The 25,730-nt window shown below is 70.7% G+C and carries 29 protein-coding genes; 15 read left to right on the forward strand and 14 right to left on the reverse strand.

What is annotated here, in order from left to right; genetic code table 11:
- Positions 1–45 precede the first annotated feature (45 nt).
- Positions 46–756: a response regulator gene (locus tag BM242_RS26530; RefSeq protein ID WP_093841486.1), complete on the reverse strand. Its 711-nt coding sequence runs from the start codon at positions 754–756 to the stop codon at positions 46–48.
- Complete coding sequence (locus tag BM242_RS26535; RefSeq protein ID WP_175541595.1) at positions 753–1,928, reverse strand: sensor histidine kinase; 1,176 nt, start codon at positions 1,926–1,928, stop codon at positions 753–755. Before BM242_RS26535 ends, BM242_RS26530 begins: the two co-directional genes overlap by 4 nt.
- Before the next feature lie 227 nt (positions 1,929–2,155).
- On the opposite strand from BM242_RS26535, the gene BM242_RS26540 reads away from it, so the two are divergent.
- Entirely contained in the window at positions 2,156–4,471 is a 2,316-nt protein-coding gene (locus tag BM242_RS26540; protein WP_245834545.1) for an MMPL family transporter, read from the forward strand.
- 39 nt (positions 4,472–4,510) lie between these two features.
- Here the strand turns inward: BM242_RS26540 and BM242_RS26545 are convergent, their stop codons facing one another.
- From BM242_RS26545 to BM242_RS26555, 3 genes are all read right to left on the reverse strand, one after another.
- Positions 4,511–5,554, reverse strand: coding sequence for an SDR family oxidoreductase (locus BM242_RS26545; protein WP_093841489.1), 1,044 nt, complete (start codon positions 5,552–5,554; stop codon positions 4,511–4,513).
- Between the two features lie 65 nt (positions 5,555–5,619).
- Positions 5,620–6,855: a sensor histidine kinase gene (locus tag BM242_RS26550; RefSeq protein WP_093841490.1), complete on the reverse strand. Its 1,236-nt coding sequence runs from the start codon at positions 6,853–6,855 to the stop codon at positions 5,620–5,622.
- Between the two features lie 56 nt (positions 6,856–6,911).
- On the reverse strand, positions 6,912–7,616 hold the full coding sequence (locus BM242_RS26555; RefSeq protein ID WP_093841491.1) for a response regulator transcription factor: 705 nt from the start codon (positions 7,614–7,616) through the stop codon (positions 6,912–6,914).
- A gap of 399 nt (positions 7,617–8,015) precedes the next feature.
- On the opposite strand from BM242_RS26555, the gene BM242_RS26560 reads away from it, so the two are divergent.
- Positions 8,016–8,771 carry an N-acetyltransferase gene (locus BM242_RS26560; RefSeq protein WP_093841492.1) on the forward strand — a complete coding sequence of 252 codons (756 nt, stop codon included), beginning with the start codon at positions 8,016–8,018 and terminating at the stop codon, positions 8,769–8,771.
- 148 nt (positions 8,772–8,919) lie between these two features.
- Positions 8,920–9,216 (forward strand): hypothetical protein, encoded by a 297-nt coding sequence (locus tag BM242_RS30660; RefSeq protein WP_245834546.1) that lies wholly within the window; start codon positions 8,920–8,922, stop codon positions 9,214–9,216.
- A 174-nt stretch (positions 9,217–9,390) separates the two neighbouring features.
- On the opposite strand, the gene BM242_RS26570 is transcribed toward BM242_RS30660, so the two are convergent.
- The 4 genes from BM242_RS26570 to BM242_RS26585 all read right to left on the reverse strand — a co-directional run bounded on the left by BM242_RS26570 (position 9,391) and on the right by BM242_RS26585 (position 12,099).
- On the reverse strand, positions 9,391–9,777 hold the full coding sequence (locus BM242_RS26570) for a DoxX family protein (RefSeq protein WP_093841493.1): 387 nt from the start codon (positions 9,775–9,777) through the stop codon (positions 9,391–9,393).
- 93 nt (positions 9,778–9,870) lie between these two features.
- Entirely contained in the window at positions 9,871–10,341 is a 471-nt protein-coding gene (locus tag BM242_RS26575) for a carboxymuconolactone decarboxylase family protein (protein ID WP_093841494.1), read from the reverse strand.
- An 83-nt stretch (positions 10,342–10,424) separates the two neighbouring features.
- A complete protein-coding gene (locus tag BM242_RS26580) occupies positions 10,425–11,315 on the reverse strand; it encodes a sigma-70 family RNA polymerase sigma factor (RefSeq protein ID WP_093841495.1) in 891 nt (296 codons plus the stop codon).
- Between the two features lie 268 nt (positions 11,316–11,583).
- Positions 11,584–12,099: a TauD/TfdA family dioxygenase gene (locus BM242_RS26585; RefSeq protein WP_245834547.1), complete on the reverse strand. Its 516-nt coding sequence runs from the start codon at positions 12,097–12,099 to the stop codon at positions 11,584–11,586.
- A gap of 424 nt (positions 12,100–12,523) precedes the next feature.
- On the opposite strand from BM242_RS26585, the gene BM242_RS26590 reads away from it, so the two are divergent.
- Positions 12,524–13,024 (forward strand): hypothetical protein, encoded by a 501-nt coding sequence (locus tag BM242_RS26590; RefSeq protein WP_175541590.1) that lies wholly within the window; start codon positions 12,524–12,526, stop codon positions 13,022–13,024.
- 314 nt (positions 13,025–13,338) lie between these two features.
- Here BM242_RS26590 and BM242_RS26595 read toward each other — a convergent pair whose 3' ends face one another.
- On the reverse strand, positions 13,339–14,772 hold the full coding sequence (locus tag BM242_RS26595; RefSeq protein ID WP_093841497.1) for an endo-1,4-beta-xylanase: 1,434 nt from the start codon (positions 14,770–14,772) through the stop codon (positions 13,339–13,341).
- A 1,127-nt stretch (positions 14,773–15,899) separates the two neighbouring features.
- Between BM242_RS26595 and BM242_RS26600 the strand changes: the two genes are divergently transcribed.
- Entirely contained in the window at positions 15,900–17,369 is a 1,470-nt protein-coding gene (locus tag BM242_RS26600) for a non-reducing end alpha-L-arabinofuranosidase family hydrolase (RefSeq protein WP_093841498.1), read from the forward strand.
- Between the two features lie 370 nt (positions 17,370–17,739).
- On the opposite strand, the gene BM242_RS26605 is transcribed toward BM242_RS26600, so the two are convergent.
- The gene (locus tag BM242_RS26605) at positions 17,740–18,069 is read right to left on the reverse strand and encodes a hypothetical protein (RefSeq protein ID WP_093841499.1); all 330 of its coding nucleotides are present in this window, start codon (positions 18,067–18,069) and stop codon (positions 17,740–17,742) included.
- The gene (locus BM242_RS26610; RefSeq protein WP_093841500.1) at positions 18,066–18,383 is read right to left on the reverse strand and encodes a hypothetical protein; all 318 of its coding nucleotides are present in this window, start codon (positions 18,381–18,383) and stop codon (positions 18,066–18,068) included. Before BM242_RS26610 ends, BM242_RS26605 begins: the two co-directional genes overlap by 4 nt.
- Before the next feature lie 210 nt (positions 18,384–18,593).
- Between BM242_RS26610 and BM242_RS26615 the strand changes: the two genes are divergently transcribed.
- Both BM242_RS26615 and BM242_RS26620 read left to right on the forward strand, forming a co-directional pair.
- Positions 18,594–18,908, forward strand: coding sequence for a putative quinol monooxygenase (locus BM242_RS26615; protein WP_093841501.1), 315 nt, complete (start codon positions 18,594–18,596; stop codon positions 18,906–18,908).
- Complete coding sequence (locus tag BM242_RS26620; RefSeq protein WP_245834548.1) at positions 18,889–20,106, forward strand: helix-turn-helix domain-containing protein; 1,218 nt, start codon at positions 18,889–18,891, stop codon at positions 20,104–20,106. Before BM242_RS26615 ends, BM242_RS26620 begins: the two co-directional genes overlap by 20 nt.
- Before the next feature lie 246 nt (positions 20,107–20,352).
- On the opposite strand, the gene BM242_RS26625 is transcribed toward BM242_RS26620, so the two are convergent.
- Together BM242_RS26625 and BM242_RS26630 are read right to left on the reverse strand one after the other, a co-directional pair.
- On the reverse strand, positions 20,353–20,751 hold the full coding sequence (locus BM242_RS26625) for a PIN domain-containing protein (protein WP_093841503.1): 399 nt from the start codon (positions 20,749–20,751) through the stop codon (positions 20,353–20,355).
- A complete protein-coding gene (locus BM242_RS26630; RefSeq protein ID WP_093841504.1) occupies positions 20,748–20,996 on the reverse strand; it encodes a type II toxin-antitoxin system CcdA family antitoxin in 249 nt (82 codons plus the stop codon). Before BM242_RS26630 ends, BM242_RS26625 begins: the two co-directional genes overlap by 4 nt.
- A gap of 103 nt (positions 20,997–21,099) precedes the next feature.
- Between BM242_RS26630 and BM242_RS31270 the strand changes: the two genes are divergently transcribed.
- From BM242_RS31270 to BM242_RS26665, 8 genes are all read left to right on the forward strand, one after another.
- Positions 21,100–21,639, forward strand: coding sequence for a hypothetical protein (locus BM242_RS31270; protein ID WP_483883348.1), 540 nt, complete (start codon positions 21,100–21,102; stop codon positions 21,637–21,639).
- A gap of 185 nt (positions 21,640–21,824) precedes the next feature.
- Positions 21,825–22,085 carry a ribbon-helix-helix domain-containing protein gene (locus BM242_RS26635; RefSeq protein ID WP_093841529.1) on the forward strand — a complete coding sequence of 87 codons (261 nt, stop codon included), beginning with the start codon at positions 21,825–21,827 and terminating at the stop codon, positions 22,083–22,085.
- Positions 22,082–22,525 carry a PIN domain-containing protein gene (locus BM242_RS26640; protein WP_093841505.1) on the forward strand — a complete coding sequence of 148 codons (444 nt, stop codon included), beginning with the start codon at positions 22,082–22,084 and terminating at the stop codon, positions 22,523–22,525. The genes BM242_RS26635 and BM242_RS26640 overlap by 4 nt, the downstream gene beginning before the upstream one ends.
- 161 nt (positions 22,526–22,686) lie before the next feature.
- Positions 22,687–22,815, forward strand: coding sequence for a hypothetical protein (locus BM242_RS30990; protein ID WP_281254722.1), 129 nt, complete (start codon positions 22,687–22,689; stop codon positions 22,813–22,815).
- A 339-nt stretch (positions 22,816–23,154) separates the two neighbouring features.
- A complete protein-coding gene (locus BM242_RS26650; protein ID WP_093841506.1) occupies positions 23,155–23,541 on the forward strand; it encodes a type II toxin-antitoxin system RelE/ParE family toxin in 387 nt (128 codons plus the stop codon).
- The gene (locus BM242_RS26655) at positions 23,538–23,876 is read left to right on the forward strand and encodes an XRE family transcriptional regulator (RefSeq protein ID WP_093841507.1); all 339 of its coding nucleotides are present in this window, start codon (positions 23,538–23,540) and stop codon (positions 23,874–23,876) included. Before BM242_RS26650 ends, BM242_RS26655 begins: the two co-directional genes overlap by 4 nt.
- A 498-nt stretch (positions 23,877–24,374) precedes the next feature.
- Entirely contained in the window at positions 24,375–24,743 is a 369-nt protein-coding gene (locus BM242_RS26660; RefSeq protein ID WP_093841530.1) for a type II toxin-antitoxin system RelE/ParE family toxin, read from the forward strand.
- Complete coding sequence (locus BM242_RS26665) at positions 24,743–25,066, forward strand: helix-turn-helix domain-containing protein (RefSeq protein WP_093841508.1); 324 nt, start codon at positions 24,743–24,745, stop codon at positions 25,064–25,066. The genes BM242_RS26660 and BM242_RS26665 overlap by 1 nt, the downstream gene beginning before the upstream one ends.
- Positions 25,067–25,730 lie beyond the last annotated feature (664 nt).

Below are 25,730 nucleotides of genomic sequence, written 5' to 3' on the forward strand. Positions count from 1 at the left end.
ACCGCGGGGACCGAGCGGGCCGCCGGCCTCCGATGCGCCGCCCGCTCACCGGCCGCCCGGTCCCCCCGAGCCTTCGAGGCGGCGCGTTTCGTAGGCCCACATGGCGATCTCGACACGGTTGCGGGCGCCGAGCTTCTGCATCAGGCGGGCGATATGGGTCTTGACCGTGCTCAGGCTGATGTACAGCTCGGCGGCGATCTCCGCGTTGGTCCGTCCGCGGGCGACCGCCACCAGCACGTCCTCCTCCCGGTGGGTCAGCGCCTCCACCGGCTGCGGCGGCGCGCCCCCGGACCCGGCCCCGCCGGCCCCGCCGGCCCCGGCCGCTCCGGCGTCTGCGAACGCGGCGAGCAGCCGCGCGGTGATACTCGGGGCGATCAGCGCATCGCCGGCCGCCGCCGCGTGGACCGCCTGGGCGAGCAGCTCCGGCCCGGCGTCCTTGAGCAGAAACCCGCGGGCACCGGCCTTCAGCGCGGCATGCACATACTCGTCCAGATCGAAGGTGGTGATCACCACGACCGCCGACGGGTCGGCGACCTGCGGCCCGGCCAGCCGCCGGGTCGCTTCGATGCCGTCGATCCCCGGCATGCGGATGTCGAACAGGCACACATCCGGGCGCAGCGAACGGGCGAGCTCCACGGCGCGGTGGCCGTCGGCGGCCTGCCCGATCACCGTGATGCCGGGCTGCGCCCGCAGGATCATGGTCAGCCCGGTGCGCACGATTTCCTGGTCATCGGCGACCAGCACCCGAACGGTCATGCGGCACCCGCCCCGTTCCTGGGCAGCACGGCCGTCACGGTCCAGCCGCCGCCCGGGTCCGGGCCGGCGCGCAGCGAACCGCCGAGCAGACCGGCCCGCTCGGCCATCCCCAGCAGCCCGTAGCCGGGCGTGGCACCCGAACGCGGATGAACGTGATCGCCGTCGTCGCTCACCCGGAGCCGCACCGACCGTGCGTCGGCCGCGACCGACACCGCGATCCGGGAGGCATGCCGGGCGTGCCGGCGGGCGTTGGTGACGGACTCCTGGGCAAGCCGGTAGACCGCCGCCGAGAGCGCCGGGGCCAGACCGCCGACCTCGCCGGTGATCTCGACATCCACCGCGGGCCGGCCCGTGCCGTCGTGCGGCAGCGCGAGCGCGCCGAGATCGGTGACCAGCGGCACCGGGGCGCGTGTCGCGGCCCCGCCGTCGGCGCGGCGCAGGACCCGGACCATGGAGCGCATCTCGTCCAGCGTGCGTTTCGCCTCCGCCTCGATCAGCCGGAGCGCCGCGCCGGCGGCGTCCGGATCGGTCGCCGAAACGGCGAGGCCGGCCTGGGCCCGGATCGCGATGGCCGAGACATGGTGGGCGACGGTGTCGTGCAGATCGCGGGCCAGGCGCTCGCGTTCGAGCAGTCTGATCTCCTCCAGCTGCCGGGAGCGGGCCTTCGCCCGGTGCCGCTGGGCCATGCCCAGCTCCAGGGAGGCGAGGAGCACGGCGAAGCCGCCGATCGCGTCGGCCGCTCCGGTGTAGTGCAGTGAGATCGCCAGTGCGGCGGTCCCCAGGACGACCGGCGCCCCGATCATTCCCTCGCGCCCCGAGCCCCACCGGAAGAGGGAGTACGGCAGCAGCAGCAGATAGGCCATGGTGTGCAGGCCCGGCGGCTCGGTGCCCGCCGCCCGGCCCAGCACCACCATCAGTGTGTGGGTGCCGAACGCGACGACGACCATCGGCAGCGGGTGCGTCCGCCGCCACAGCAGCGTGGGGATCAGGCCCACCGCCACGGCCAGCGCCGCGAACCGCCACGGCAGATCCGGCCGCAGCAGCCCTTCGAGGACGGCGACCGGCACCAGGACGGCGAGCAGCGCCCAGTCGCGCCAGACGCGGCGGGGCGGGTCCGGCACCCGGGGCTCCGTCCACGCGGCGCGGGCGAGCTGTCGCGCGCGGCTGGTCATCACGCGGCTCATCGTAGAGTCCGCCCGCCCGTCCCGGATCGGCCGGAAGGACGAGGCGGGCGGGCTCCTTCCGGCCCATGGAACAGGGCCGATGCACCGAGGCGCGCGGGCGCCGGCGGACGGCACGATGGCGGCCGGCCCGAGGGCTGCCGCCCCGCCCCTGCTCTGCCCCGCCCTTTCCTGTCCTGTTCTGTCCTGTTCTGTTCTGCCCGATGAGGAGTACCGCCGTGTCGTCACCGTCTTCCCCGCTGTTCCGGATCGGTCGTTCCGCCGCCCGGCGACCATGGTGGGCGATCGGCGCCTGGCTGCTTGCCGCCGTCATCGTCGTCGCCGCCTCCGCCACCGCCGGCCGGGAACTGGAGGACACCTTCGAGGCGCCCGGACTTGACTCCCAGCGCGCCGCCGAACTGCTGACCGCCGCCGGCGCGGACGAGGCCGGACTGACCGCCCGCGTCGTGCTGACACCGCATGACGCCTCGGCGACCTTCTTCGACGACCCCGCCGCCCGGCAGGCGCTGGCCCGGGTGCAGGAAAAGGTGTCCGGGCTGGAGGCGGTGATCGCGACCTCCGATCCGGCCGGTGCGCTGGCGGCCGGGCAGGAGGCGGCCGTGGCGAGCGGCGCCGTCTCGCCCGACGGGCGGGTCGCGCTCATCACACTCCAGTACCCCGTGCTCCAGGAGCTCGACAGCGGTGATCTGGCGGAACTGAAGGCAGCGGTGGCCTCCTACCAGGACCGGGCCGGGGCCGGCGCCGCCGTCCAGGTCGAGGCCGGTGGTGATCTGTTCTTCTCGTTCGAGGAGGCCGAGGCCGGCACCGGCGAGATGATGGGCCTGCTCGCGGCGGTCGTTGTCCTGCTTGTCGCGTTCGGCTCACTGATCGCCATGGGCCTGCCGATCGGCATGGCACTGTTCGGCCTGGTGGTCGGCGTGAGCTCACTGCAGCTGATCACCTATCTGGTGGAGATCCCGAGCTGGGCCCCGGTGCTGGCCACCATGGTCGGCCTCGGGGTCGGCATCGACTACGCGCTCTTCCTGGTCACCCGTCACCGAGAACACCTGGCCGCCGGGATGGGCGTCGCGGAGTCGGCCGGATGCGCCGTCGCCACCGCCGGCCGGGCGGTCGTCTTCGCGGGCGGCACGGTCGTGGTGTCGATCCTCGGGCTCGCCGCCGCCGGCATCCCGTTCGTCACCGCGGGCGGTGTCGCCGTCGCCGCCGTCGTGATGATCATGGTGGCGGCGTCGGTCACCCTGCTGCCCGCGTTCCTCGGGCTGGCCGGGCACCGCATCAACGGCTTCGGCATCCCCCGGATCCTGCGCCGCCGGGCCCGGCGCCCGGCCGCCCCCGGCGCGGGCCGCCCGCGGCAGTTCTGGCAGCGGTGGGGCACGCATGTCGGCCGCCATGCCGTCGCCTACCTGGTCGGCGGCACGCTGCTGCTGCTCGCCCTGGCCGCCCCCGTGCTGGCCCTGCGCCTCGGCTTTCCCGACGAGGGCACCCTCCCGGACTCCCGGACCGAGCGGCGGGCCTACGACCTGGTCGCGGAGGGGTTCGGCCCCGGTGCGAGCGGCCCGCTGGTCATCGCGGTCGATCTGGCCGGGGACCCCTCGGTGGTGGAGCCGCTGTACGAGGCCGTCGCCGACGACCCGGGTATCGCCTCGGTGGCACCGCCGCGCATCGACGCCGACGCCGGGGTGGCCCTGCTGCGGGCGGTGGCGACCACCGCGCCCCAGGACGAGGAGACCCGCGCCACGGTCGAGCGGCTGCGCGCCGCCGTCTTCCCGGCGGTGCTGGCCGGCAGCGGGGCCACCGCCCATGTCGGCGGTCAGACCGCGGGCTTCATCGATCTCGGCGACCGGGTGCAGGAACGGCTGCCGCTGTTCATCGCCTCGGTGGTGGTGCTGTCCTTCCTGCTGCTGGTGGTGGTGTTCCGCTCCGTCCTGGTGCCGCTGAAGGCGGCGCTGCTGAATCTGCTCAGCATCGGCGCCGCGTACGGGGTGCTGGTGATGGTGTTCCAGTGGGGGTGGGGCAGGTCGCTGATCGGCCTCGAAGCCCCGGTGCCGATCGTGTCCTTCATCCCGATGTTCATGTTCGCGATCGTGTTCGGCCTGTCGATGGACTACGAGGTGTTCCTGCTCTCCCGGGTGCGCGAGCACTACCTGGCGACCGGTGACAACGACGCCTCGGTGGTGCGCGGACTGGCCGGCACCGCCCGGGTGATCACCTCGGCCGCGCTGATCATGGTGTCGGTGTTCCTCGGCTTTGTGCTGGGCGAGGATCCGTCGGCCAAGATGCTGGGGCTCGGTCTGGCGACCGCCGTCGCGGTCGACGCGTCCATCGTGCGGATGGTGCTGGTCCCGGCCACCATGAAGCTGCTGGGCAGGGCCAACTGGTGGCTCCCGTCCTGGCTCGGCCGCCTCCTCCCCGCCGCGGCGCCCGCACCCGGGACCGCCGCCGCCCCCACCGCCACGGCCGCCGCCGGCACCCCGGTCACCGCCCCCGCGCACGATCCGGCCGCCGCTCCGCAGGCCCCGGCCCGGTCCCGGTGAGCAAGCCGGGACCGGGCCGGGCCGGGGACGGCACGGTGGTCAGGACGCCGGGGCCGGGGCCGGGGCGATGCTCAGCAGGTCGTCCCAGCCGCTGCCCCGGATCGCCTCCGCGGCGACCCCCTGGGAGAGCGCGTTGAGCTCGTCCAGGAAGCCGAAGCCGGGCCCGGCCAGCCGGATCGGACGCTCCCCGTGCGGGGTGCGGACCATCAGGGCCACGGCGTCGGCGATCTCCTGGGGCTCCGGCGAGGCACCGTCCGGCAGCAGTTGGGCCTCGGCCCGCTCGGCGAGCTCGCCGTAGGCGCGCCGGCGCCGCGCGTCCTCCCGGGACAGACCGTCCAGGTACTGCCGGTAGTAGCGGGCCCCGTTGTCCAGCAGCCCGGTCAGGTAGGCACCCGGCTCGACGATCACGAACTCCACACCGAAGGGGGCGAGTTCATACCGGCAGGACTCGGTCATGGCCTCCAGCGCCCACTTGGCCCCGATGTAGGAGCCCATGAACGGCAGCACGAACCGGCCCAGGGCGGTGGTCATCTGGACCACCAGGCCCTCGCCCTGGTCCCGCATCAGGGGAAGCACCGCCCGGTTCATCCGCAGATGCCCGAACAGGTTGGTGTCGAAGGACTTCTTCAGCTCCTCCACGGTGAGGGTCTCCAGCACCGCGGGGCTGAAGATCCCGGCGTTGTTGAACAGCACGTCGATCCGGCCGGCCCGGCGGCGCACCCGGCGCACCCCGTGCTCCACCGACCGCTCGTCGGTGATGTCGATCTCGACGACCTCCAGGGCCAGCCCTTCCCGGCGCGCGGTCTTCAGCAGCGCCGCGGCCGGGCCCGCGTTGCGCGTGTACCGGTGCCGCATGGAGGCGAAGACCCGGTGCCCCGCCCGGGCCAGGGTCAGTGCCGTCAGATGGCCGAAGCCGCTGCTGCAGCCCGTGATCAGCACCACCCGCCGCTGCGGATGGCGCCGCGGCTGCGTCCGTTCCCGCGCCGCCGCCTCGCCGACCGGCATGGTGCCCAGGCCCGCGGCGGCGGCGAGCCCCAGGGTGCCGAGGACGGTCCGGCGGCCGGGCCGTGGCTTGTCAGACATACGAGTACTCCCCACGTGACATGACCGGTGCCGCCGCGTCCGCTGCGCGGCGGCTGTCCGGAACGCTAGGCACCGGCACCGAAAGCGGGGCGAAACGCGGGACCGGGCGGCAGCGGGGCACCGGCCGGCGGGCGGGGGGCGCGGTCCGCGGGGGCCGCGCGGTCCGGGAACCAGAGCACAAAGGTGCTGCCCGTGCCCGGCCGGGAATGCACCGCCACCGTGCCGTCGTGCGCCTCGGCGATCTGCCGGACGATGGCCAGCCCCAGACCGCTGTGCCCGGCCGTGGTGCCCCCGGAGCCGCTGAAGAAGCGGGTGAAGATGCGTTCGTGGTCCTCCCGTGCGATGCCCGGCCCCTGGTCCCGCACGGCAGCCCAGCACCAGCCGCGGCGGGTGCCGCAGGCCACGGTCACCGCCGAGCCGGCGGGTGCCAGCCGGACGGCGTTGGACAGCAGGTTGTCCACCGCGCGGGCCAGCGCCCGGGGATCGCCCGCGACCACCGGGCCGGGCGCCAGCCGCCGCTCCAGACGCAGTCCGCGGTCCTTGGCGGCCTGCGCGTACTCGTCGCAGACCTCCTCCGCCACCGACGCCAGGTCCACGTCCTGGTCGACAAAGGCGGGCGAGGCACGGCGGGCCGAGGCCAGCAGATCCTCGATGAGCCGAGTCATCCGGCCGGTGGCCCGGACCACCACCGTGCTCGCCCGGGCCCGTTCCCGCGGGTCGACGTGGTCCAGCGCCAGCACCGCCTCCACATTGGCCCGGATCACCGCCAGCGGGTTGAGCAGCTCGTGCGAGGCGTCGCCGACGATCCGCCGCTGGGTGCTGAACGCCTCGTCCAGCCGGTCCAGCATGGAGTCCAGCGTGTCGGCCAGCATGCGCAGTTCGTCCTGCGGCCCGGCCAGCGCGATCCGGCGGGAGAGATCGGTGGCGCTGATCTCGCGCGCCGTCTCGGTGATCCGCCGCACCGGGCGCAGCGCCCGGCCGGACAGCCACCAGCCGGTGACCAGTCCGGCCACGAACAGCACCGCGATGGCCTGGAGGGACAGGGTGCGCAGCATGCCGAGGGTCTTGTGGTTGACGGCGTTCTCCACCCCCTCGAAGTCGGCCGCCCGGAAGGTGGAGTCCTCCTTGATCTCCCACAGCCCCTCGCTGTTGCGCCACACATGGGAGACCTCGACCGGGTTCAGCGGCTCGGCGTGCAGGGTGGCGCTGAGCACCAGGTACACGGCGGTCACCACCAGCGCGGCGACGCCGAACAGAACGGCGGAGTAGGTGACGGCGAGCCGGAACCGGATGGTCTGCATCCAGAACGGAAGCCGGCTTTGCCGCGGCGGGCGGCGGCCGGGCGGCGGCGGCCCGCTCACGGCACGGGCGGCGCGGCGGGAAGCCGGTAGCCGCGCCCGATGACGGTCTCGATCGCCGGCCGCTCCGCGCCCGGCGGCGTGATCTTGCGGCGCAGCGTGCCCACCGTCACCCGCACCGTCTCGGTGAAGGGGTCGGTGTTCTCGTCCCAGACGTGTTCCAGCAGTTCCTCGGCGGAGACCACATGTCCCGGCCGGGACATCAGATAGCGCAGCACGCCGAACTCCTTCAGGGTCAGGGCCACTTCCTTGCCGTCACGCAGCACCCGGTGCCGGGAGCCGTCCAGCACCAGCGGTCCGACGGTGACCACCGCGGAGCCGCCGCCCGCGTCCCGGCGCAGCAGGGCCCGCACCCGGGCGAGGAGTTCGGCGAGCGCGAAGGGCTTGGTGAGATAGTCGTCGGCTCCGGTGTCCAGTCCGCGTACCCGGTCGGCCAGGGCGGTGCGCGCGGTGAGCATCAGGACCCGCAGATCCCGGCCCGCCGCGGTGGGCAGCGAGCCGCTCCGGATGCCGGCACAGAGCGTCAGCCCGTCGGTGTCCGGCAGCGAGATGTCCAGGACCAGCAGGTCGTAGGCGGTCACGGCGAGCCGTTCCGCCGCGGCCGAGCCGGTGACCGCGGTGTCCACCGCGTACCCGGCCCGGGCCAGCCCGCTGCGCAGCGCGTTCGCCAGATCCTCTTGGTCCTCCACCACCAGAACCCGCATGGCAGCACGGTAACTGTCCGGAGCCGGTGCCGGGCCGGGCTCTTTCGGTGGATTTTCGGCCGCGCCCCGGTGAATCCGGCTGCCCTCCGCTGTTCTCCACTGTTCTCCGCTGTTCTCCGCTGTCCCGCGCCGCCGGGACCCGGCCGTTTCGGCGGGCTTTCGGTCCGGTGTGCTGCCCTGGAGGAGGAAGGTGACCGCCGCTGCCGCGGAAGCCGGAACCCGTTCCGCGCCCGGGCCGCCACACACCCCCCGGGCGTCGGTGCCGCTGCGGGCCCCGGCCGCCCGCCCGGCGGGGAGCGGGGGACGCGGCACCGGCGGCACCTTCCGTCGGCGGCCGGGCCGTGCCGGGGGCGGAATAATCGGATGCCGGTCCAGGCAGGCCCGCCTACAGTCCGGGCCATGGATGTGCGCATCGTGACGGTCGCCGAACGGCCCGAGCTGAAGTCCTCCTTTGCGGACGCGGAGACCGAGCCATGGCCCGCGTTTATGAACGAGGATCCGATGGCCATGCTGTATTACAGCGATGTCCGGACGGCTCATCCGGAGTACGGGCTGATCGCCTATGACGCGGACGAGCCGGACCAGGCAATCGCCCGGGCGTTCTGCGTCCCGTTCGCCTGGGACGGCGACCCGGCGCTCGGCGAACTCCCCGCCGACGGCTGGGACGGGGCGATCTGGCGCTCGGCGCGCGATCGCCAGACCGGCCGGCGGCCGAATATCGTCTCGGCCCTGGAGATCACCGTTCCCACCCATCTGCAGGGCACCGGCCTGTCCGGCAGGATGCTGGCGGCGATGCGCGACAACGCCCGCCGCCTGGGCTTCGGGCATCTGATCGCCCCGGTGCGGCCGAACCACAAGCATCTGGTTCCGGACCTGCCCATCGAGGAGTACGCGGGGCTGGTCCGGGAGGACGGTCTGCCGCAGGATCCCTGGCTGCGCGTCCATGTCCGGGCCGGCGGCCGGATCGTCGCCACCTGCACACGCGCGATGGTCATCCCCGGCACGCCGGCGGAGTGGCGTGCCTGGACCGGCCTGCCGTTCGACGAGTCGGGACCGGTGGTGGTGCCCGGCGCGCTGGTGCCGGTCCACTGCAGCGTCGAACACGACTACGCGGTCTATGTCGAACCCGGAGTGTGGGTGCACCACCGCCTGTGACGGTGCACGCGCCCCCGCCGGTCACGGCCGGACCGGGGGCGGAAGCGGTCACCGCAGGAAGGCCGGCCGTTCGTCCGCGAGACCCGGCGCGATCCTCCGCCGCCTGAGCCCGCGCGGACTCGCCTACGCGCACATCCTCGAAGGCGACATGACCACCAAGACCGGCACCTTCGACTACCGCGCCCTGCGGGCGGGCTTCGACGGCGTGTACATCGCCAACAACGGCTACGACCTCGCCCGGGCCCGGGCGGCGCTGCGCGGCGGCGGCGCGGACCTCATCGCCTTCGGCGTGCCCTTCCTGGCCAACCCCGACCTGGTCCGCCGCTACCGGGAGAATCTCCCCCTGGCCGACGCCGACCCCGCCACCTTCTACACCGGCGGCGAGACCGGCTACACCGACTACCCGTCCTTCCGCGGCGACGAAGCCGCGACCCCGGCCTGCTGAGCACCGCGCGGCCCGGGCCTGAGGACCGCCGCCGGTGCGCGGCCTCCCCGTGGCAGGAGGCCCGCCACGCAAGGCGCCGGCCACCGGCGACCTCCCCGAGCAGCCTCTTTCGGCACCCTCTGGGCTTCGGGCAATGCGGATCGCGGCCCGTATCCCGCCCGGGCGACGGGCCGGTCAGCCGGTGAAGGGTTTCAGTGCGAAGCGGCCGATCGCCACGAAGGCGGTAAGGGCAAGGTAGGCCCCGTCCCCCAGCGCGGTTTTGGTCTCGCCACGGCGGATCCGCATGATCAAGGCACCGGTCATGATCAGCGCCAGGCCGGCGGCCGCCAGTGGTACGAGTATCGGCGCGATGCCGACCAAGGCAGGCAGGATCAGGCCCACGGCACCGAGGATCTCCAGTGCTCCGATGACCTTGAGGGTGCTGGGCTTGAAGTCGAGGACCCAGCGCGCGGCGTCGCCCATCGTGGCCATCTTCTCCCGAGGGATGAACAACTTCCCGAAGCCGGAGAACAGGAAGACGGCGGTCAGCAGGCCGGCGGCGATCCACAGCGCGAGGTTCATGAGTCCTCTCCTTGGCGAAGTTTCCGGGGGTGGCGGTGGCCGGCGGACCCGGGGGCCCGGTTCCGCCAGTGAGCCTGAGGGTGCATCTCAGCGTCAGCCGAACTGTCCGGGCTGGTACTCGCCGCCGGGCGTCCGGGTGATCACGTTCAGCCGGGTGACGGCGTTGATCACGCAGATCAGGGCCACCAGGGCCATGAGCTGGTCCTCGTCGTAGTGCTTCGCCGCGTCCGCCCACGCCTCATCGGTGACGCCGCTGGAGTCGGCGAGGCGGGTGCCCTGCTCGGTGAGTTCCAGTGCCGCCCGCTCCGCCTCGGTGTAGACGGTCGCCGCCCGCCACGCCCCGACCAAGTTGATCCGCACCGCGCTCTCGCCGGCGGCTGCGGCGTCCTTGGTGTGCATGTCGAGGCAGCCCCCGCAGCCATTGATCTGGCTGGCGCGGATCTTCACCAGCTCCTGCACCGCCTTCGGCAGCGCCGAGTCGGTGATGACCTTGTTCGACGAGATGATGTACTTGGCCCACTTCGACCCGACCTCGTTGACCATGGGGTTGATCCGGGGTTCCATCTCGGTCTCCTTCGTCTTCGGACGCTTGCACCACTACGACGAAGCGCCCCGCCACGACGTAACAACCCCATGCGCTCGACGTCTCAACGTGCGCTACCGGGTCGCGCGGGCAGCCCCATGGTGTCGAGGCGCTTGCGGTCGCTCACGGTCAGGAGCTCGACGATCCGGCCGTCGACCACGGTGCACGCCACCACGCCGAGCACCTTGCCGTTCGCACCCCAGGCCACGAACCCGGGCTCGCCGTTGACCAGGACCGGGAGCACCGAGGTCATCGCCCGGGCTCCGCGCAGGACCGGAGCTGCCACCTCGGCCGCCCCGACCGTGGTCATCACGCCCCGCGGGTGGAACGTGCGCCAGGTCACCTGCGGATCGAGCAGCCGTACGAGCCCTTCGAAGTCCCCGTTCCGCGCCGCGGCCAGAAACGCGTCGACCACTGCGCGCTGCCGCTGCGGCTCCTCCTCCGGCAGCGGTGTGCCCTGCACCTTGCGGCGGGCCCGGCTGGCGAGCATCTTGGCCGCGTCGGTGGACCGGCCGATGATCTCGCCGATCTCGGCGAAGGGCACCGCGAACATGTCATGCAGTACGAACGCCAGTCGCTCCGTGGGCGTGAGGGTGTCGAGTATCACCAGCAGTGCCAGCCCGACCGATTCGGAGAGCATCGCCTCGTCTTCGGGTGCCACCCCACCGTCCACGCTCACCACCAGCTCGGGCAGCCGGTCCTCGTACGACAGTTCGGGCCGCGTCCTGCGCGAGCGCAGCGCATCCATGCAGACCCGGCCGACCACGGTGGTCAGCCAGCCGGCCAGGTTGTCGATCGCGGCCGCGTCCTGCCGCGACAGCCGGATCCACGCCTCCTGCACCGCGTCCTCGGCGTCCACCCGCGACCCGAGCATCCGGTAGGCGACCGCCACCAGGCGCTCACGCTGCTGTTCGAAGGCCCCTGCCAGTGCATCGTGCAGACCTGATCCGGTCATGCCGTTACCTTCCTCGCGCGAATTCCGTCACGATCACGACGGGCCCGAAGGCGCCGAGGTAACCGTTCGGCGTGCATCGCGATGGAAGCACAGCGGCGGCGACCGGTGATCAACATTGCGTTACCGCTGCCCCCAGCCCACAGCCCGCCCGGGCGCGCTCGGCGGGCGTCTGCACGCGAAAGCCCGGGTGGTTCTCGTGATGCGCAGGGTGCCGGGAAGGGCCGCGGAGTGCTCCGGTGATACTCATCCCGGAGCTCGCGGCGGGGTCTCAGCGGGCGTCGGAGGTGCGGAGGGTGAGGATGCGTACGGCCCGTTCTCCGGTGTGGGCGTCGCGGCCGTGCCGGCAACGGTAGTTGTCCAGCAGCAGGATGCCGCCCTCGGCCGGGGTGAAGCGCGGCAGGCCGTCCTCCAGGGTTCGCACCGTCTTCGCCAGGCGGTCGAGCATGGCCAGGACCTGCGGCGCGGCGGGGTCGCGGTGCAGCGGTACAACGCCGTCGGCGCGGCGGACGATGCGCCGCCCGGTGCGGGTGTACTCCACATGCCGGGCGACGCGGGGAGCCGCGGGCAGGCCGCGCAACTGCGGCGCCCAGGCGCCGTACAGGTCGACGTCCGCGCCGGTGAGGAATTCCCACAGCTCCGGGTCCGCCGCCCGGCAGTCGTCCACAAAGCGGTAGGCCTCCACCAGAAACGACGCGCCACCGGAGGCCGGGCCGTGCACGCACTGGATGAGCACATGGTCCTCGTCGGGGTCGCGATGGCGCACCGGGACGCCGCCGACGTCCATGACGAGGTCGAGGCTGTCGGCGTGCAGGTGGACCGGGCCGGAACCACCGCTGTGCCGCAGCCGGGGCGGGAAGAACCGCCGCAGCCTGCTGCTGGATGGACACGAACGTGCCCGGTCGTGTCCGGAGGGCCGGGCGCCCGGTCCGGGCCACCAGAAAAGTGGCGGGGGCAGGGAACGGGTGGCCGATGCCGGCATGGTATCCATGCACGGCGGCACGGGAACCGCCCTTTGCCGCATCCCGCGATGCTCCCCACTTCCCTGACGCCCCTTCGCGGGCATGCGGGCAGAGCGAGCCAAGGTGACCGGTGTCGCCGGCGCCGAACACCCGGCGGGGGGTCGTCTGACGGGTCTCAAGGCTCGCCGCAGCGGGGCTCGTTCCTTCGTTCTGTGGGCCGACGATCAACGCCGGGAGAGGGTGGCCACCGTGGCGACCCTGTCGGCCGGCCGGGGCGTCGCGAGGTTTCAGGTGGTTGGAGCCCACGGCGACGTCATCGGCACGCTCGTGCGGGAGAAGGCGCTCCGCGGCAGGAGGCTGCGCACCCGCTGGATCGTGCGTCAGCCCGGTGGCCCCGAAGCGGTCGGCTTCAAGGGGAGGATCGTGTGGTGGTGGGCATGGTGGCTGTTGCTGCCCCTGATGACGATGACGCTCGTGTTCACCGTCTTCGACAGTACCCCGGCCAACGAGGGCGGCATCGTACGCGCACCCCGGCGCATCCGGTGGCGTGCGAACGGACAGGTCCCGCTGGAGTTCAGGTCCAAGGGCGACCAACTGCACATACACGCACAGAGTGTGGACTGGCGTCTCGGGGGAGCGCTGGCGGCTGGGCGCGGTTTGAGGACACTCACCGGGTGTCGGCGACCGTGGCCAGCGCGGGTGCATCTGCCCTCGCCGGCGGACGACAGCTTGGTCATCTGCCGTTGGTGACCGGCGCCGCCCCAGTCGGTGTACTGGACGACGCTGCCGCCGTCGGCGGTGGAGGCGCCCTGCACCTCCACCGCCTTGCCGCTGCTGCGGTTGATCAGGACGTACCAGGCGCCTGTGTCCACCGCCGCGGCCCCGGCCGGCGCCGGCGGCCCCTGAGCGGGCGCGGTGATCACCGAGGTGAGCAGGCCGGTCGCGAGGGCTGCCGCCGGCACGGCGGGTGTACGGGGACTACCGTCGGGGACTGCGTGGGCGGGTGGGAGAGAGCCGCACCGTAGGTCTTCGCCGGTTCACTCCCTTGTCTGCGGCAGGCCCCCTCAGGTGAGGGTCCAGCGCTGGTTGCTGCCGTTCCAGCAGGTGTAGAGCTGGAGCAGGGTGCCGTTGGCGGTGCCGGCTCCGGTGGCGTCGAGGCAGAGGCCGGACTGGACGCCGACGATGGAGCCGTCGGAGTTCACGCGCCACTTCTGGTTGTCGCCGCCCCAGCAGCTGTAGATCTGGACTCTGGTGCCGTTGCCGGTGCCGCCGGCGTCCAGGCACTTGTTGCCGTAGACCCTGAGCTCGCCGGCGTCGGTGTACGTCCACTGCTGGTTGGTGCCGCCGTGGCAGTCCCACAGCTGGACCTGGGTGCCGTCGGTGGTGCTAGCCTCCGGCACGTCCAGGCACCGGCCCGAACCGACGCCCCTGATCTGCCCGGAGTCCGAAGGGGGCGGCTCGGAGGAGCCGCCGTTGAGTGCGTCGAGGACGGCGTTGTAGGCGGGCTTCTTGCTGCCGTCGCCGTTGAACAGCAGCGGCGTGTGGTGCGATCGCCAGGAGTCGCTGTCGCGCACACCCCAGACGGTGATGCCGAGGCAGCGCGCGACTGCCAGGCAGTCGTTGATCACGTTGGCGTAGGTCGTGGGCGAGGCGCCCTGGATGTCGAGTTCGGTGACGGACACGTCGACGCCGAGGGCGGCGAAACTCTGCAGGGTGGTGCGGAAGTTGCTGTTGTAGGGATTGCCCTCGTTGAAGTGCGCCTGGAAGCCGACGCAGTCGATCGGCACGCCGCGCTGCTTGAAGTCCCGGACCATGGCGTACATGGCCTGGGTTTTGGCCGAGTTCCAGTTCTCGACGTTGTAGTCGTTGTAGCAGAGCTTGGCGGCCGGGTCGGCGGCGCGCGCGGTGCGGAAGGCGACCTCGATCCAGTCGTTGCCGGTGCGCTGCAGGTTGGAATCGCGCCGGGCTCCCGAACCGCCGTCGGCGAAGGCCTCGTTCACGACGTCCCACTCGGCGATCTTGCCCCTGTAGTGGCCCATCACGCCGTTGATGTGGTCGATCATCGCCTGGCGCAGCGCGCCGCCGCTGAGGCTCTGCATCCAGCCGGGCTGCTGGGAGTGCCAGGCCAGGGTGTGGCCGCGCACCTGCTTGCCGTTCTGCACCGCCCAGTTGTAGATGCGGTCCCCGGCGGTGAAGTTGAACTGGCCCCGCTGGGGTTGGAGGGCGTCGATCTTCATCTCGTTCTCGGCCGTCACCGAGTTGAACTCGCGGTTCGCGATCGATATGTACGTCGAGTCGTTCATCCTGCCCGCGGCGATGGCGACGCCGAAGTAACGACCGCTCTGCGCCGCCGCGGCGCCGAGGGTGCTCTCGGCGGCGTGTGCTCTCGGCGGCGCGACCAGTGCCCCGGCCATCCCGAGGACGCCGATGATCAGGGCTATCAGCAGACCGCGGAACCTCCGGCGGACGGCGGGTGGGGATATGGCATACGAGCCCATGACTGTGCCTCCAGGGTAGACATCACGGAAGGACTGAAGCGCGGCGGAAGGCGTTGTCCGCTCCCACGCGGCAGGCGGACGAGGCGGGCCGGAATCCGGGCATGACGGGATCACCGGACACCACGGGCGCGCGCAGGGCAGCGGATTCGGCGGGGACGGTGAGCGACGCCGGCGCCGGCCCGTAGCGGACGACCACGCCCGCGCGTACCGGACGCGGGGCGGTGGCGGGGTTTCGACACAGGCATGGGGGGACTCCATCGCGGCTCGGCCGGGGGCCCGCCACGCGGCGCCACGTACCTCTCCGCCTGTGCGAAGAGCCAGGCTGCGCTGGTGCGGACCTCACCGGATCGGAAACGGGGTGGTGCGGGTGCCGTGGTGCGCGGTTCTGCCGCGCAGCACAGATTGCTCGGGGCACACGGTTCGAAATATCGAACCGTGACCGGCTTCTCAGACGGAGAGATTGCGGGTTTGACGGTGGATCGTCAACCCCTCGCGAAAAAATTTCCGAGACTTGCCCGAAACATTCTGGAGCCCGGCGAGTCGGACGGGGACTGCCGGGCCCCCAGCGCCGCCGTCGGCGGATGCCGTAGGACCGGGCCCGACGAAAGGGGCGAACCTGCACGTCGGCGAGCTCGTGCGGGCCTGAGGCGACAGAGTCCGGGTTCCGGCCGGCCGGGTGAGGTCGAGTACCGGCCGGGGCCGGACGTGCTCGCTCAAGCCCGAAGGAGAGGCGCTGTTTACGGACAGATCGGCGACCGGCCTTGACCGGGAGGGCCCACGTTCCTAGCTTTTCGCGTCAAGGAGTCCATGAAGTTTCGCAAGTTTTTCGGTCACCACCGTCTCCCACCCGGAGGTCTCCATGGCCAACACCCCCGGTCGCCCGGTGGAGCCGCCGGCGTGCCGGCCCCCTGGCGGCAGCCGTCACAACCTGCCGTCAGCTGGGGCGGCTTGAAAGCCGGGGAGCTCTCTCGTCCCGGACCGCGGCGAAGTGCTCCGGCTTGAGCGCCCAGCGCTCAACTCCTCCGCATACGGCCGCCTTCGCACCTTTTCCGTCCCTGACCCCCGGGCGGCCGTTCCGTAGTTCATCGGGGTCACCTCACCCCCCACCCCAGAAAGGGAGGCCTGCGATGTTGTTTCGCCGTCCGTCCCGGCTCCGCCTGAGACGCCTGCTCGCCGTCCTTGCGCCCTTGCTGCTCGTGGCCACCTTCCTCGGTGCCCAGCCCGCCGGCGCGGCGACCGTCGACACCAACGCCTGGTATGTGCTGGTCAACCGCAACAGCGGCAAGGCCCTGGACGTCTACAACCTGGCAACCAACGACGGCGCCCGCATCACCCAGTGGACCAGGAACGATCAGTACCAGCAGCAGTGGCAGTTCGTCGACTCCGGCGGCGGCTACTACCGCCTCAAGTCCCGCCACTCCGGCAAGGTCCTGGACGTCTACAACTGGTCCACCGCGAACGGCGGCTCGATCGTCCAGTGGGCCGACCACAACGGGGCCAACCAGCAGTGGCGGCTGGCCGACAGCTCGGACGGCCACGTAAGGCTGATTTCGCGCCACAGCAACAAGGCCCTCGAAGTGCAAGGCGCCTCCACCGCCGACAATGCGAACATCGTCCAGTACGACGACTGGGGCGGCGCCAACCAGCAGTGGCAGCTCGTCAAGGTCGGCGACAGCGACCCCGGCGGCCCGTGCGCTCTTCCCTCGACCTACCGCTGGACATCAACGGGCGCGCTGGCGCAGCCCAGGGCGGGGTGGGTCTCGCTCAAGGACTTCACCGTCGCGCCCTACAACGGCCGGCACCTCGTCTATGCGACGACCCACGACACGGGGACGCGCTGGGGTTCGATGAACTTCAGCCCGTTCAGCGACTGGTCGCAGATGGCCTCGGCCAACCAGAACGCGATGTCGGCTTCCACCGTCGCGCCCACGCTCTTCTACTTCGCGCCGAAGAACATCTGGGTGCTCGCCTACCAGTGGGGCAGAACCGCCTTCTCCTACCGGACATCGAGCGACCCCACCAACCCGAACGGCTGGTCGGCCGAGCAGGAGCTCTTCTCCGGAAGCATCTCCAACTCCTCGACCGGACCCATCGACCAGACGCTCATAGCCGACGACACGCACATGTACCTGTTCTTCGCCGGTGACAACGGCAGGATCTACCGGGCCAGTATGCCGATCGGGAACTTCCCGGGCAGCTTCGGCACGACCTCGACAGTGATCATGAGCGATACGACGAACAACCTGTTCGAAGCCCCGCAGGTCTACAAGCTGCAGGGCCAGAACCGCTACCTCATGATCGTCGAGGCGATCGGCTCGCAGGGCCGCTACTTCCGCTCGTTCACAGCCACCAGCCTGAACGGCTCATGGACACCCCAGGCCGCGACCGAGAGCAATCCCTTCGCCGGCAAGGCCAACAGCGGTGCCACCTGGACCAACGACATCAGCCACGGCGAACTGCTCCGCACCAGCGCCGATCAGACCATGACCGTCGACCCCTGCAATCTGCAGCTTCTCTACCAGGGACGCAGCCCCGACTCCGGCGGCGACTACGGCCTCCTCCCCTACCGTCCGGGCCTGCTGACCCTGCGGCGCTGACGGCGTGACACGGCTCCGGCTCCGGCATGGAGCCGACGTGGCGGGCTCGGCCGAAGGCCGAGCCCGCCACACCACGCGACGACGTCAGGACTCATACGGCGACGGAGCGCGGAGTCGAGCAACGCTCACCAGCCCGAGGGCCGTCCCGCCCGCGAGATCGGGCAGGGCTCCCGCCCTGCCCGATCTCGCGGGCGGGACGGCCCCCTGGGCTTTCCCGACGCGGGTCCCGGTCCGGAGAGGTGCGTGAAGCCGCGGAGCCGGCCCCCGGCCACGACCGACGGCGCTTCGTTCTGACGGTGGCCGGGCGGCCGGCTGCTGGCAGGCACGGCCCGGCGGGGAGCCGGGCGCCTTGATGTCGTGGAGAAGGTTGTTACTCGCCTTGTCGTCGGGACTGGATGCGTTCGTGGCGGGCTCGGCGGCGGTGTTCGTCGAGTTCGATGCTGTGGGCGATGGTGTCGGCGCACTTGAGGACCATGCGTAGCTTGTTGAGCACCGTTGTCCGGGCGAGTTCGATGAGCAGATGGTGATCGGGGGTGGGGTTGTCGGTTCCGGTGGGGGTCCAGAAGCCGCGGTGGCTGTGGTCGCGGGCGATATCGGCGCAGGCGCGAACGACGCTGTTCAGCGCTCCGGTGATTTCATGGCGGTAGGACTCGGCGGTGTCGGAGTCGAGTTCGAAGGGCTCGGGATGGGTGCTGGTCACGGAACCTGCCTGGGGAGTCGGGTCGGGGTGGCCGGACGGGCGGAGAGCATGTAGCGCAAGGCGTCGTCCGGGACGGTGTGGGTGAACATCCGGCCTGCGGTGAGGGCGGCCAAGGCGTGTTCGTGGGCCTGGGCGTCGGTGAGCCAGTGGCGTAAGGGCCGGCTGGCCGGTGGGTCGAGTTGACGGCTGATGTGCTCGGCGCGGGTGAGCAGCCGGCGGAGCGCGAGCCGTGGTGTCGCGGCCGGGTGAGAGCCGAGCCAGAAGGTGCGGGGCTCCTGGGGGAAGCAGGCGATGGCTTCGCCCCAGAACCCCATGCGCAGTTCGAGGGGCGGGAGAGGCTGGGCGGTCAGCCCGGGCGGGCTCCGCGTGCGGTGGGGCGCAGCTCGGCGGTGATGCTCCGGCTGTGGTGATCGCCGTTGATGTACTGCAAGTGCGAGATCGCACTTTTTGTGCGGGCGCGTGGGCGCATAGCGTTCGGGACGGGAGCGGTGCGACCGAGGACAGCCCCAGAGAGAGGACCCCGAATGTTCGGTCTGATGGTGCGCTTCACCTGCAAGGACGCTGCCGCTGCGGCTGCGTTCGACGAGCTGGTGGCGCGGACGGGTGAGAAGATCCGTGCGAGTGAACCCGGCACGGTGATCTACACCGTGCACCGTGTTGACGGCCGTCCGCTGGAGCGGATCTTCTACGAGCTGTACCGCGACCGGGCCGCCTTCGAGGCCCACGAGTCCATGGAGCACGTGCGGCACTTCCTGGCTGAGCGCGAGCAGTACCTTTCCGGCGTCGAGGTGGACTGGCTCGACCTGGTCGGCGGCAAGGGTGTGGACGTTGAGCACTGAGTATGAGAAGGCGTTGGGCCGGAAGATCGCCTTCAATCGCAAACGGCGGGGCCTGTCGCAGAAGGAGTTCGCCGGTCTGCTGGACCGGTCCGAAGCCTGGGTGTCTCAGGTGGAGCGCGGAGTACGGCGCATCGACCGGATGACGGTGCTGGAGAAGGTCGCCGAAGTCCTGGACGTGCCGATTGCCGAACTGGCCGCTGAGGCGCCGATCGTGGCATCGGTAGCGGACGAGAAGCCGCCCGGTGCGAGCCGGTTGCGGATGGTGCTCAGCGCCGTCCACTCGTTGAGGGCGATCCTGGGTCGTCCCGAACCGGTGGACGTGGCAGCGCTGGGGGCCGACGTGAACAGGGCGTGGGCGCTGACGCACGAGGGCGCCTACGCGGAACTCGCCGAGCTGCTGGAAGGGCTGGTGCCCCGGCTGGAGTCGGCGACGCGGGCCGAGGGCGAGGACGAACGGGCGGAGCTGTTCCGGCTGCTGGCGGCGATGTACCACACCTGCGGCGCGGCGCTGGCGAACATGGGCGAGCCGGAAGCGGCCTGGATCGCGGTGGACCGCGCCGTGGTCGCGGCCGAGCGGGCGGGCGATCCGCTGCTGATGGCGGCCGGAGCGTTCCGGCTGTCCATCGTCTTCATGGGCGCACGTCACTACCACCAGGCGGCTCGGGTCTCCGGCAGTGCGGCCGATGCGCTGGCTCCCCTGGCCGAGCGGGGAGAGTCGGCGGCCGTGGCGATGCGCGGCGCGCTGACCCTGCAGCGAGCGGTGGCGGCGGGCCGGCTGAACCAGGCCGAGGCGGCGTACGGCTATCTCCGGCAGGCCAAGGAGATGGCCGAGCAGATCGGAGAGGGCCGCAACGACTACAACACCGAGTTCGGCCCGGTGAACGTCGCCCTGCACGAGGTAGGGATCGCGGTGGATCTCGGGGACGCCGGGGTGGCGCTGCGAGCCGCCCAGACCGTGGACCCCTCGGGCCTGTCACCTGAACGGCAGGCACGCTTCCACATCGATCTCGCCAAGGGCCACGCGCAGCGCAGGCAGATCGGGGAGGCGGTCGCGGCGCTGGAGAAAGCCCGTGGCCTGCTGCCGGAGATGTTCCGGGCAAAGGCGGATGTCAAGCAGCTCATCGCCGACCTGATCACCATGAGCCCCGATCCAAGCCCGCGGCTTGTCGGCATCGCCCGGGAGCTGGGGATGCGGTGAGCCGGAGGGGCCACGGCACACGCAAAACCCCCGGGTCGCTGACCTGGGGGTTCGGGGTGGAGCGGGCGACGAGAATCGAAACTCGCGCTCCGAGCTTGGGAATCACCGGTCCGCCACGACCAGAAACCGCGCTGACCTGTGCTGACGCGCGGCCGGGGCCGCACGGCCGAGTGTTCTTGTCACCGTTGTTGTCTGCTGCTGACCGCGGTGAAGGGCACGGACGGGGCACGGGGGCAGTCTGCGGTGTCAGACGGCGATGAGGCGGATGCGGTCGCCGCAGAGTCTGCGCATGTCGTCGATATCGGAGGTCAGCATGGCAACGGGACCGGGCTGGCGCAGTGCCGCCTCGGCGACGGTGGCGTCGATGGCGTACTTGTGACCATGCAGCCCGGCGGCTTTCACCAGCTCCGCCGCCGCCTTCGCGGCCTGGTCGGTGACCGGTTCGATCTTCAGCCGGGACAGCGCCCAGCGCAGCCGGGGCATGTTCACCCGGCCGTGACTGGCCTCCACGATCGTGTTGGCGCTGATCACCAGGTCGGCACCCATCTCATGGAAAACCTGGAACAGCGCCAGCGTCTTGCGGTCCTGGACCACCCAGGCCGAGAGTCCCTGGGAGTCCAGCACGACCGTCTCGATCTGCTTCATGCCGCTTCCGGCTCCCCGGCACCCTCCTCGTGCCCGAAGATCCGTTCGTGTGCCTCGGCCAGTTCCTCGTCGGTGAAGGCGCCATGCTGCTCCTGGTGGCGGTGCAAATCCTCCCCGAGCAACTGGTGCCGGATCTGCCGGGCTACCGCCTCTGCCACATATCCGGAAATGTTGTCGGTCAGCTTCTTCAGCTCCGCCACCTGCTCGGTGGGCAGCGTCACGGTGATCCGTGTGGTACTGGCCATGAGTGCAAGCATACTGCAATATGCGCCACCCTTGATGCGAGCCGGAGTGTTGCGAGCCCTCCAGGGCTGATCACGGCCGGCTTCTCCACCGGAAATCCGGAAACTGCCGTCCGGCCGCAACCAGGCTCGGCACCTCAGGACGGACGGGATGGAGCGACCGGCGCCGCACGCCATCGAGACACGGCGTGAGGCGGACAACTACGCTGCCGGGAACCAGATCGGGGCCGGCCCCATTCGGGGGGGCGGGAATCGGTTCCGGAACGGCCGGTGGTCCCACGGCCCCAGGTGGACGCGCTTGCGGCCGCTGGGGTGTACCTGGCGGCCTACGATCCCGACCTCCGGTCGGCGCGCGCCCCGGGGAGACGAAGCCCCGGGTTGGCACATGGGCCACGGATGTGCGTCGCGGGAGATCGCCGACGCGCTGCACGCCCGGGTTCAGGGGGAGCGAGAGAAGGCGGCCGGGAAGCGATCCGGCGGGACGTCTGGTGCGCGTGGGCTTAATTGGTCTGGACAAGACAAAGGCCCGGGTTGGGGCTCATGCCCCTGGCCTGGGCCTTTTCGCGTGTGGAGCGGGCGACGAAAATCGAACTCGCGCTCTGAGCTTGGGGAATCCCCGGTCCTCCAGCACCCAAACTGCCTCTGACCTGTGTGAACGGCTACCCGCCGACGCCACCGCCAAGCCCTGATCGCACCGCTGTCGACCGGTGCTGCCCGCTCTGAAGCGCACGGATGCGGCACGCCGGCACTGCGCTGCCTTGGGTGAGTGGCGGCCCGGGCATCGCGGCGTCCTGGCGGTGTGGTGGCGACCACGTGTACTACAATAGGTACATGTCTCTCAAGCGCACCAACGTCTACGCCGATCCGGAGGATCTGGCGATCATCAAGGAAGCGGCCCGGCGTCGTGGTGTCAGCGAGGCCGAGATCATCCGTCAGGGCATTCATCTGGCCGCCATGGCGAACCGGGTCTGGGACGAGCCCTTCTTCTCCCGGACGTTCGGAGGGTCCGACCGTACTCTCGGCCGGGATGAGGTGAGGGAGGCTGTCGCCGAGGCCGCCCAGCGGGAGACGGAGTCCGGGACCGCCGCGTGATCATCGTCATCGCCGACACCTCGGGCCTGCTCGCTGCCCTGGACTCCACCCATCCTGAACACGCGGCGGCCGGTGAGGCCCTCATGGCCGCCGGCCTGCTGGTGATGTCGCCTCTCCTGCTGGCTGAGCTGGACCATGTCGCCACCCGTGAACTGGGCCGCGCGGCGGCGGTGAGCGCTGTCGACGACATCCGGCGTTGGATGGCCCGGGGCCGGGCCGCGGTTCCCGAGGTGACCGAGCAGCACCTGGCCGCGGCCCAGTCACTTCGTGCCCGCTACGCCGCCCTTGATCTCGATCTGGCCGACGCCGTCAACGTCACCCTCGCCGCGGACTACGACACCGATGCGCTCCTGGCCCTGGACCGCCGCGACTTCCGCGCGGTACGTCCCCTGGGCCACCACAAGGCATTCCGTCTCCTCCCGGACGACCTCCCCGTCTGAACGGGGAGGGAAGCCTCTGCCTGTCCGGTCCTCGGAGGAGAGCGTGCGGCGATGGACCGGCTGGTGGCGGAGGTGCGGGCGTACCGGCTCGCGGAGATCCGGGGTGAGCAGGCGCTGACCCAGCGCGCGGTCGCCGAGGCCATGGGGTCTCAGCCCCGCGTGTGTCCGCGATCGAGCACGGTGACACCGACCGCACCGAACTGGCAACCCTCCGCCCGTACGTGGAAGCGCTCGGCGGGCGGCTGCGCGTGGTCGCGGACTTCGGCGACACCGAGTTCACCGTCGCCTGACCGTCTCGCGCGGCTATGGTGCGCGGGGCTTGAAACGGCCCGGACAGCACAAAAGGCCCCGGGTTGGGGCTCATGTCCCTGGCCTGGGCCTTTTCGCGTGTGGAGCGGGCACGAAAATCGAACTCGCGCTCTGAGCTTGGGAATCACCGGCTCTCCAGCGCCGAAACCGACCCTGACCTGCGGAAATGCCTGTCTGTTGGCACTCCGTGAGGCCCTGATCACGCCGCTGTTGACCAGTGCTGCCCGCTTTGAAGGGCACGGGTAGGGCACGCCTGTGTGCGATGTCCGGGGCCGCTCCGCGAGCACAGGGAAGCAGAGGGGCTTAACACTTGCATTAATATGCTGGCCGTGGCTCAATGGGAAGTGGTACTCGTCGCGGAGGTCGCGGCATGGTTCGAGGAGCTTGCCGAGGAGGACTGGGAGAGCGCTGAGCAGGTAGAGGACGCTATCGATCTTCTCGCCGAGACGGGGCCGACTCTGGGGCGGCCCTTGGTGGACCGGATCAAGGGTGCCGGGAACCATCACTTGAAGGAGCTGAGACCGGGCTCGTCCGGGAGCAGCGAGATCCGCATCCTGTTCGCGTTCGATCCCGTCCGCCGGGCGGTTCTGCTGGTGGCGGGTGACAAGGCCGGCAACTGGCGGGGATGGTACGAGGCCAATGTTCCGCTTGCGGAGAAGCGGTACAGGGAGCACGTAGCCGTTCTTGAGGACAGGGAGTACGAATGAGCACGGTGGGCTGGGAAGAGACGAAGCGCCGAGCGCGTGAGCGTCGTGCGGCTGCCGGACTGCCGGTCCGGTCTTCGGAGGAGAAGCGTGCGGCGATGGACCGGCTGGTGGCCGAGGTGCGGGCGTACCGGCTCGCGGAGATCCGGCGCGAGCAGGCGCTGACCCAGCGTGCGGTCGCCGAGGCCATGGGGGTCTCAGCCCCGCGCGTGTCCGCGATCGAGCACGGTGACACCGACCGCACCGAACTGGCAACCCTCCGCTCGTATGTGGAGGCGCTCGGCGGGCGGCTGCGCGTGGTCGCGGACTTCGGCGATGCCGAGTTCACCGTCGCCTGACCACCTGGCCCGGTTATGGTGCGCGGGGCCCGAAACGGACCGGACAGCACAAGAGCCCGGGTCGGGGCAACGTCCCTGACCTGGGGGTTTGGGTGGAGCGGGCGACGAGAATCGAACTCGCGCTCTGAGCTTGGGAATCACCGGCTCTCCAACGCCCAAACCGCCCCTGACCTGCTTAAACGGCTACCCGCCGACGCCCCCGCGAAGCCCTGATCACACCCCTGTTGACCGGTGCTGCCCGCTCTGAAGGGCACGGATGGGGCACGCCTCCCGGGAGAAGCGCGACCGAGGAACACCATCGCAGAGAGTCATCCCAGGGCGGGAAGGTCGATGTCGGCAGGATTGTGATGACCTAGCGCGGGCTCGAACGAGGCCGCGCCTTGGGATCCGCGCTCGCGGCGGGGGACAGCTGGTCTAGGTCGACGCCGGCCTTGTCTCGGCGGCTGGCCCCATCGATGAGCTTGCCGTATGTATTCGATTGTATATATCGTTGAATGCATGGATGAGGGGTACGCGATCGAGGTCGAACCCGAAGTGCGGGATTGGCTGGAGCTGCTTCCGCTCCGCCTGTACCGTCGCGTCGAGGACAAGGCGGACCGTCTCCTTGCCGAGCCCACGACGCTCGGCGAACCGTACTCACGGCACCTGGGAGGCAAGCTACGTGAACTGCGGATGACCCTCGACGGGGACGCTGTTCGCATTCCGTACTGGCTCACCCCAGACAGGCGGATCGTTCTGCTGACGGTCTTCCGCAAGACCAGGATGCGTGAAGCAGCCGAAATCGAACGAGCCCACCAAGCCCAGAAGGTCTGCGAGACCGAGCATGGCCCGGCGCAGCACATCTACGACCGCACAAGGGAGGCGTGATGAACCATAGCCAGTGGAATACGCGTCGTACGAGGCAGCTTCTCGGTGAGGCCGTTGAGTACGACCAGGACTACGTCGACGCCCGTCTGGCCGGCGACCTCGGGCAAGCCATCTATGACCGCCGCATGGAGATGGGACTCTCTCAGGCCGAACTGGCCGAGCGTGCGGGCATGACCCAGCCGCAGATCTCCCGAATCGAGGGAGGTGACACCGTACCCACGCTTCCGCTGCTGCGTCGCCTGGCCAAGGCCCTGAACGGCTCGCTGAACGTGGCCCTGGAGGCGGAAGACTCCCGCGTCACCTTCACCCCGCACGCGGCCTGAGTATGCACCTCTCAGTCGGGAACGACGTACCCCCAGGTCACTGACCTGGGGGTACGTCGTGGAGCGGGCGACGAGAATCGAACTCGCGCTCTGAGCTTGGGAATCACCGGCCTTCCAGCCCTCAAACCGCCACTGACCTGCCTAAATGACTACCCGACGACGCCCCCGCGAAGACCTCATCGCACCGCTGTTGACCGGTGCTGACCGCTCTGAAGGGCACGGATAGGGCACGGTGCAGCGACTCACGACGAACCTAAGCCGCTGTGATCGTCTGTCGTCGAGGCTCGTGTCTCCAATCGACCCTTTCCAGACCGGCGTCCGCGGCCAGGCGAACTGGCCGCGGACACCGCTACATTGGACAGGCTTTGTGCCCTACCCACCGTACTTGCTGCTCCATAGCACTTTGACCTGCATGAATGCACTACCGACGAGTCGCTGCAAAATTGGCTTGAGTACCGCACACGAAACCTGCTCTGACTTGCGGCTTTACCATCGGGTCCGTGATCAGCCCTGGAGGGCTCGCAACTCGTACCGGCCCTGTTCCAACCGCTCGGTCAGCCGGGTCCGTGATCAGCCCTGGAGGGCTCGCAACGTGTTCACCTGCTCCCGGTCGGCACGCGAGGGCGTCTGGTCCGTGATCAGCCCTGGAGGGCTCGCAACACCG

The organism is Streptomyces aidingensis (genome assembly GCF_900112355.1).
GTDB classification, from domain to species: Bacteria; Actinomycetota; Actinomycetes; order Streptomycetales; family Streptomycetaceae; genus Streptomyces; species Streptomyces aidingensis.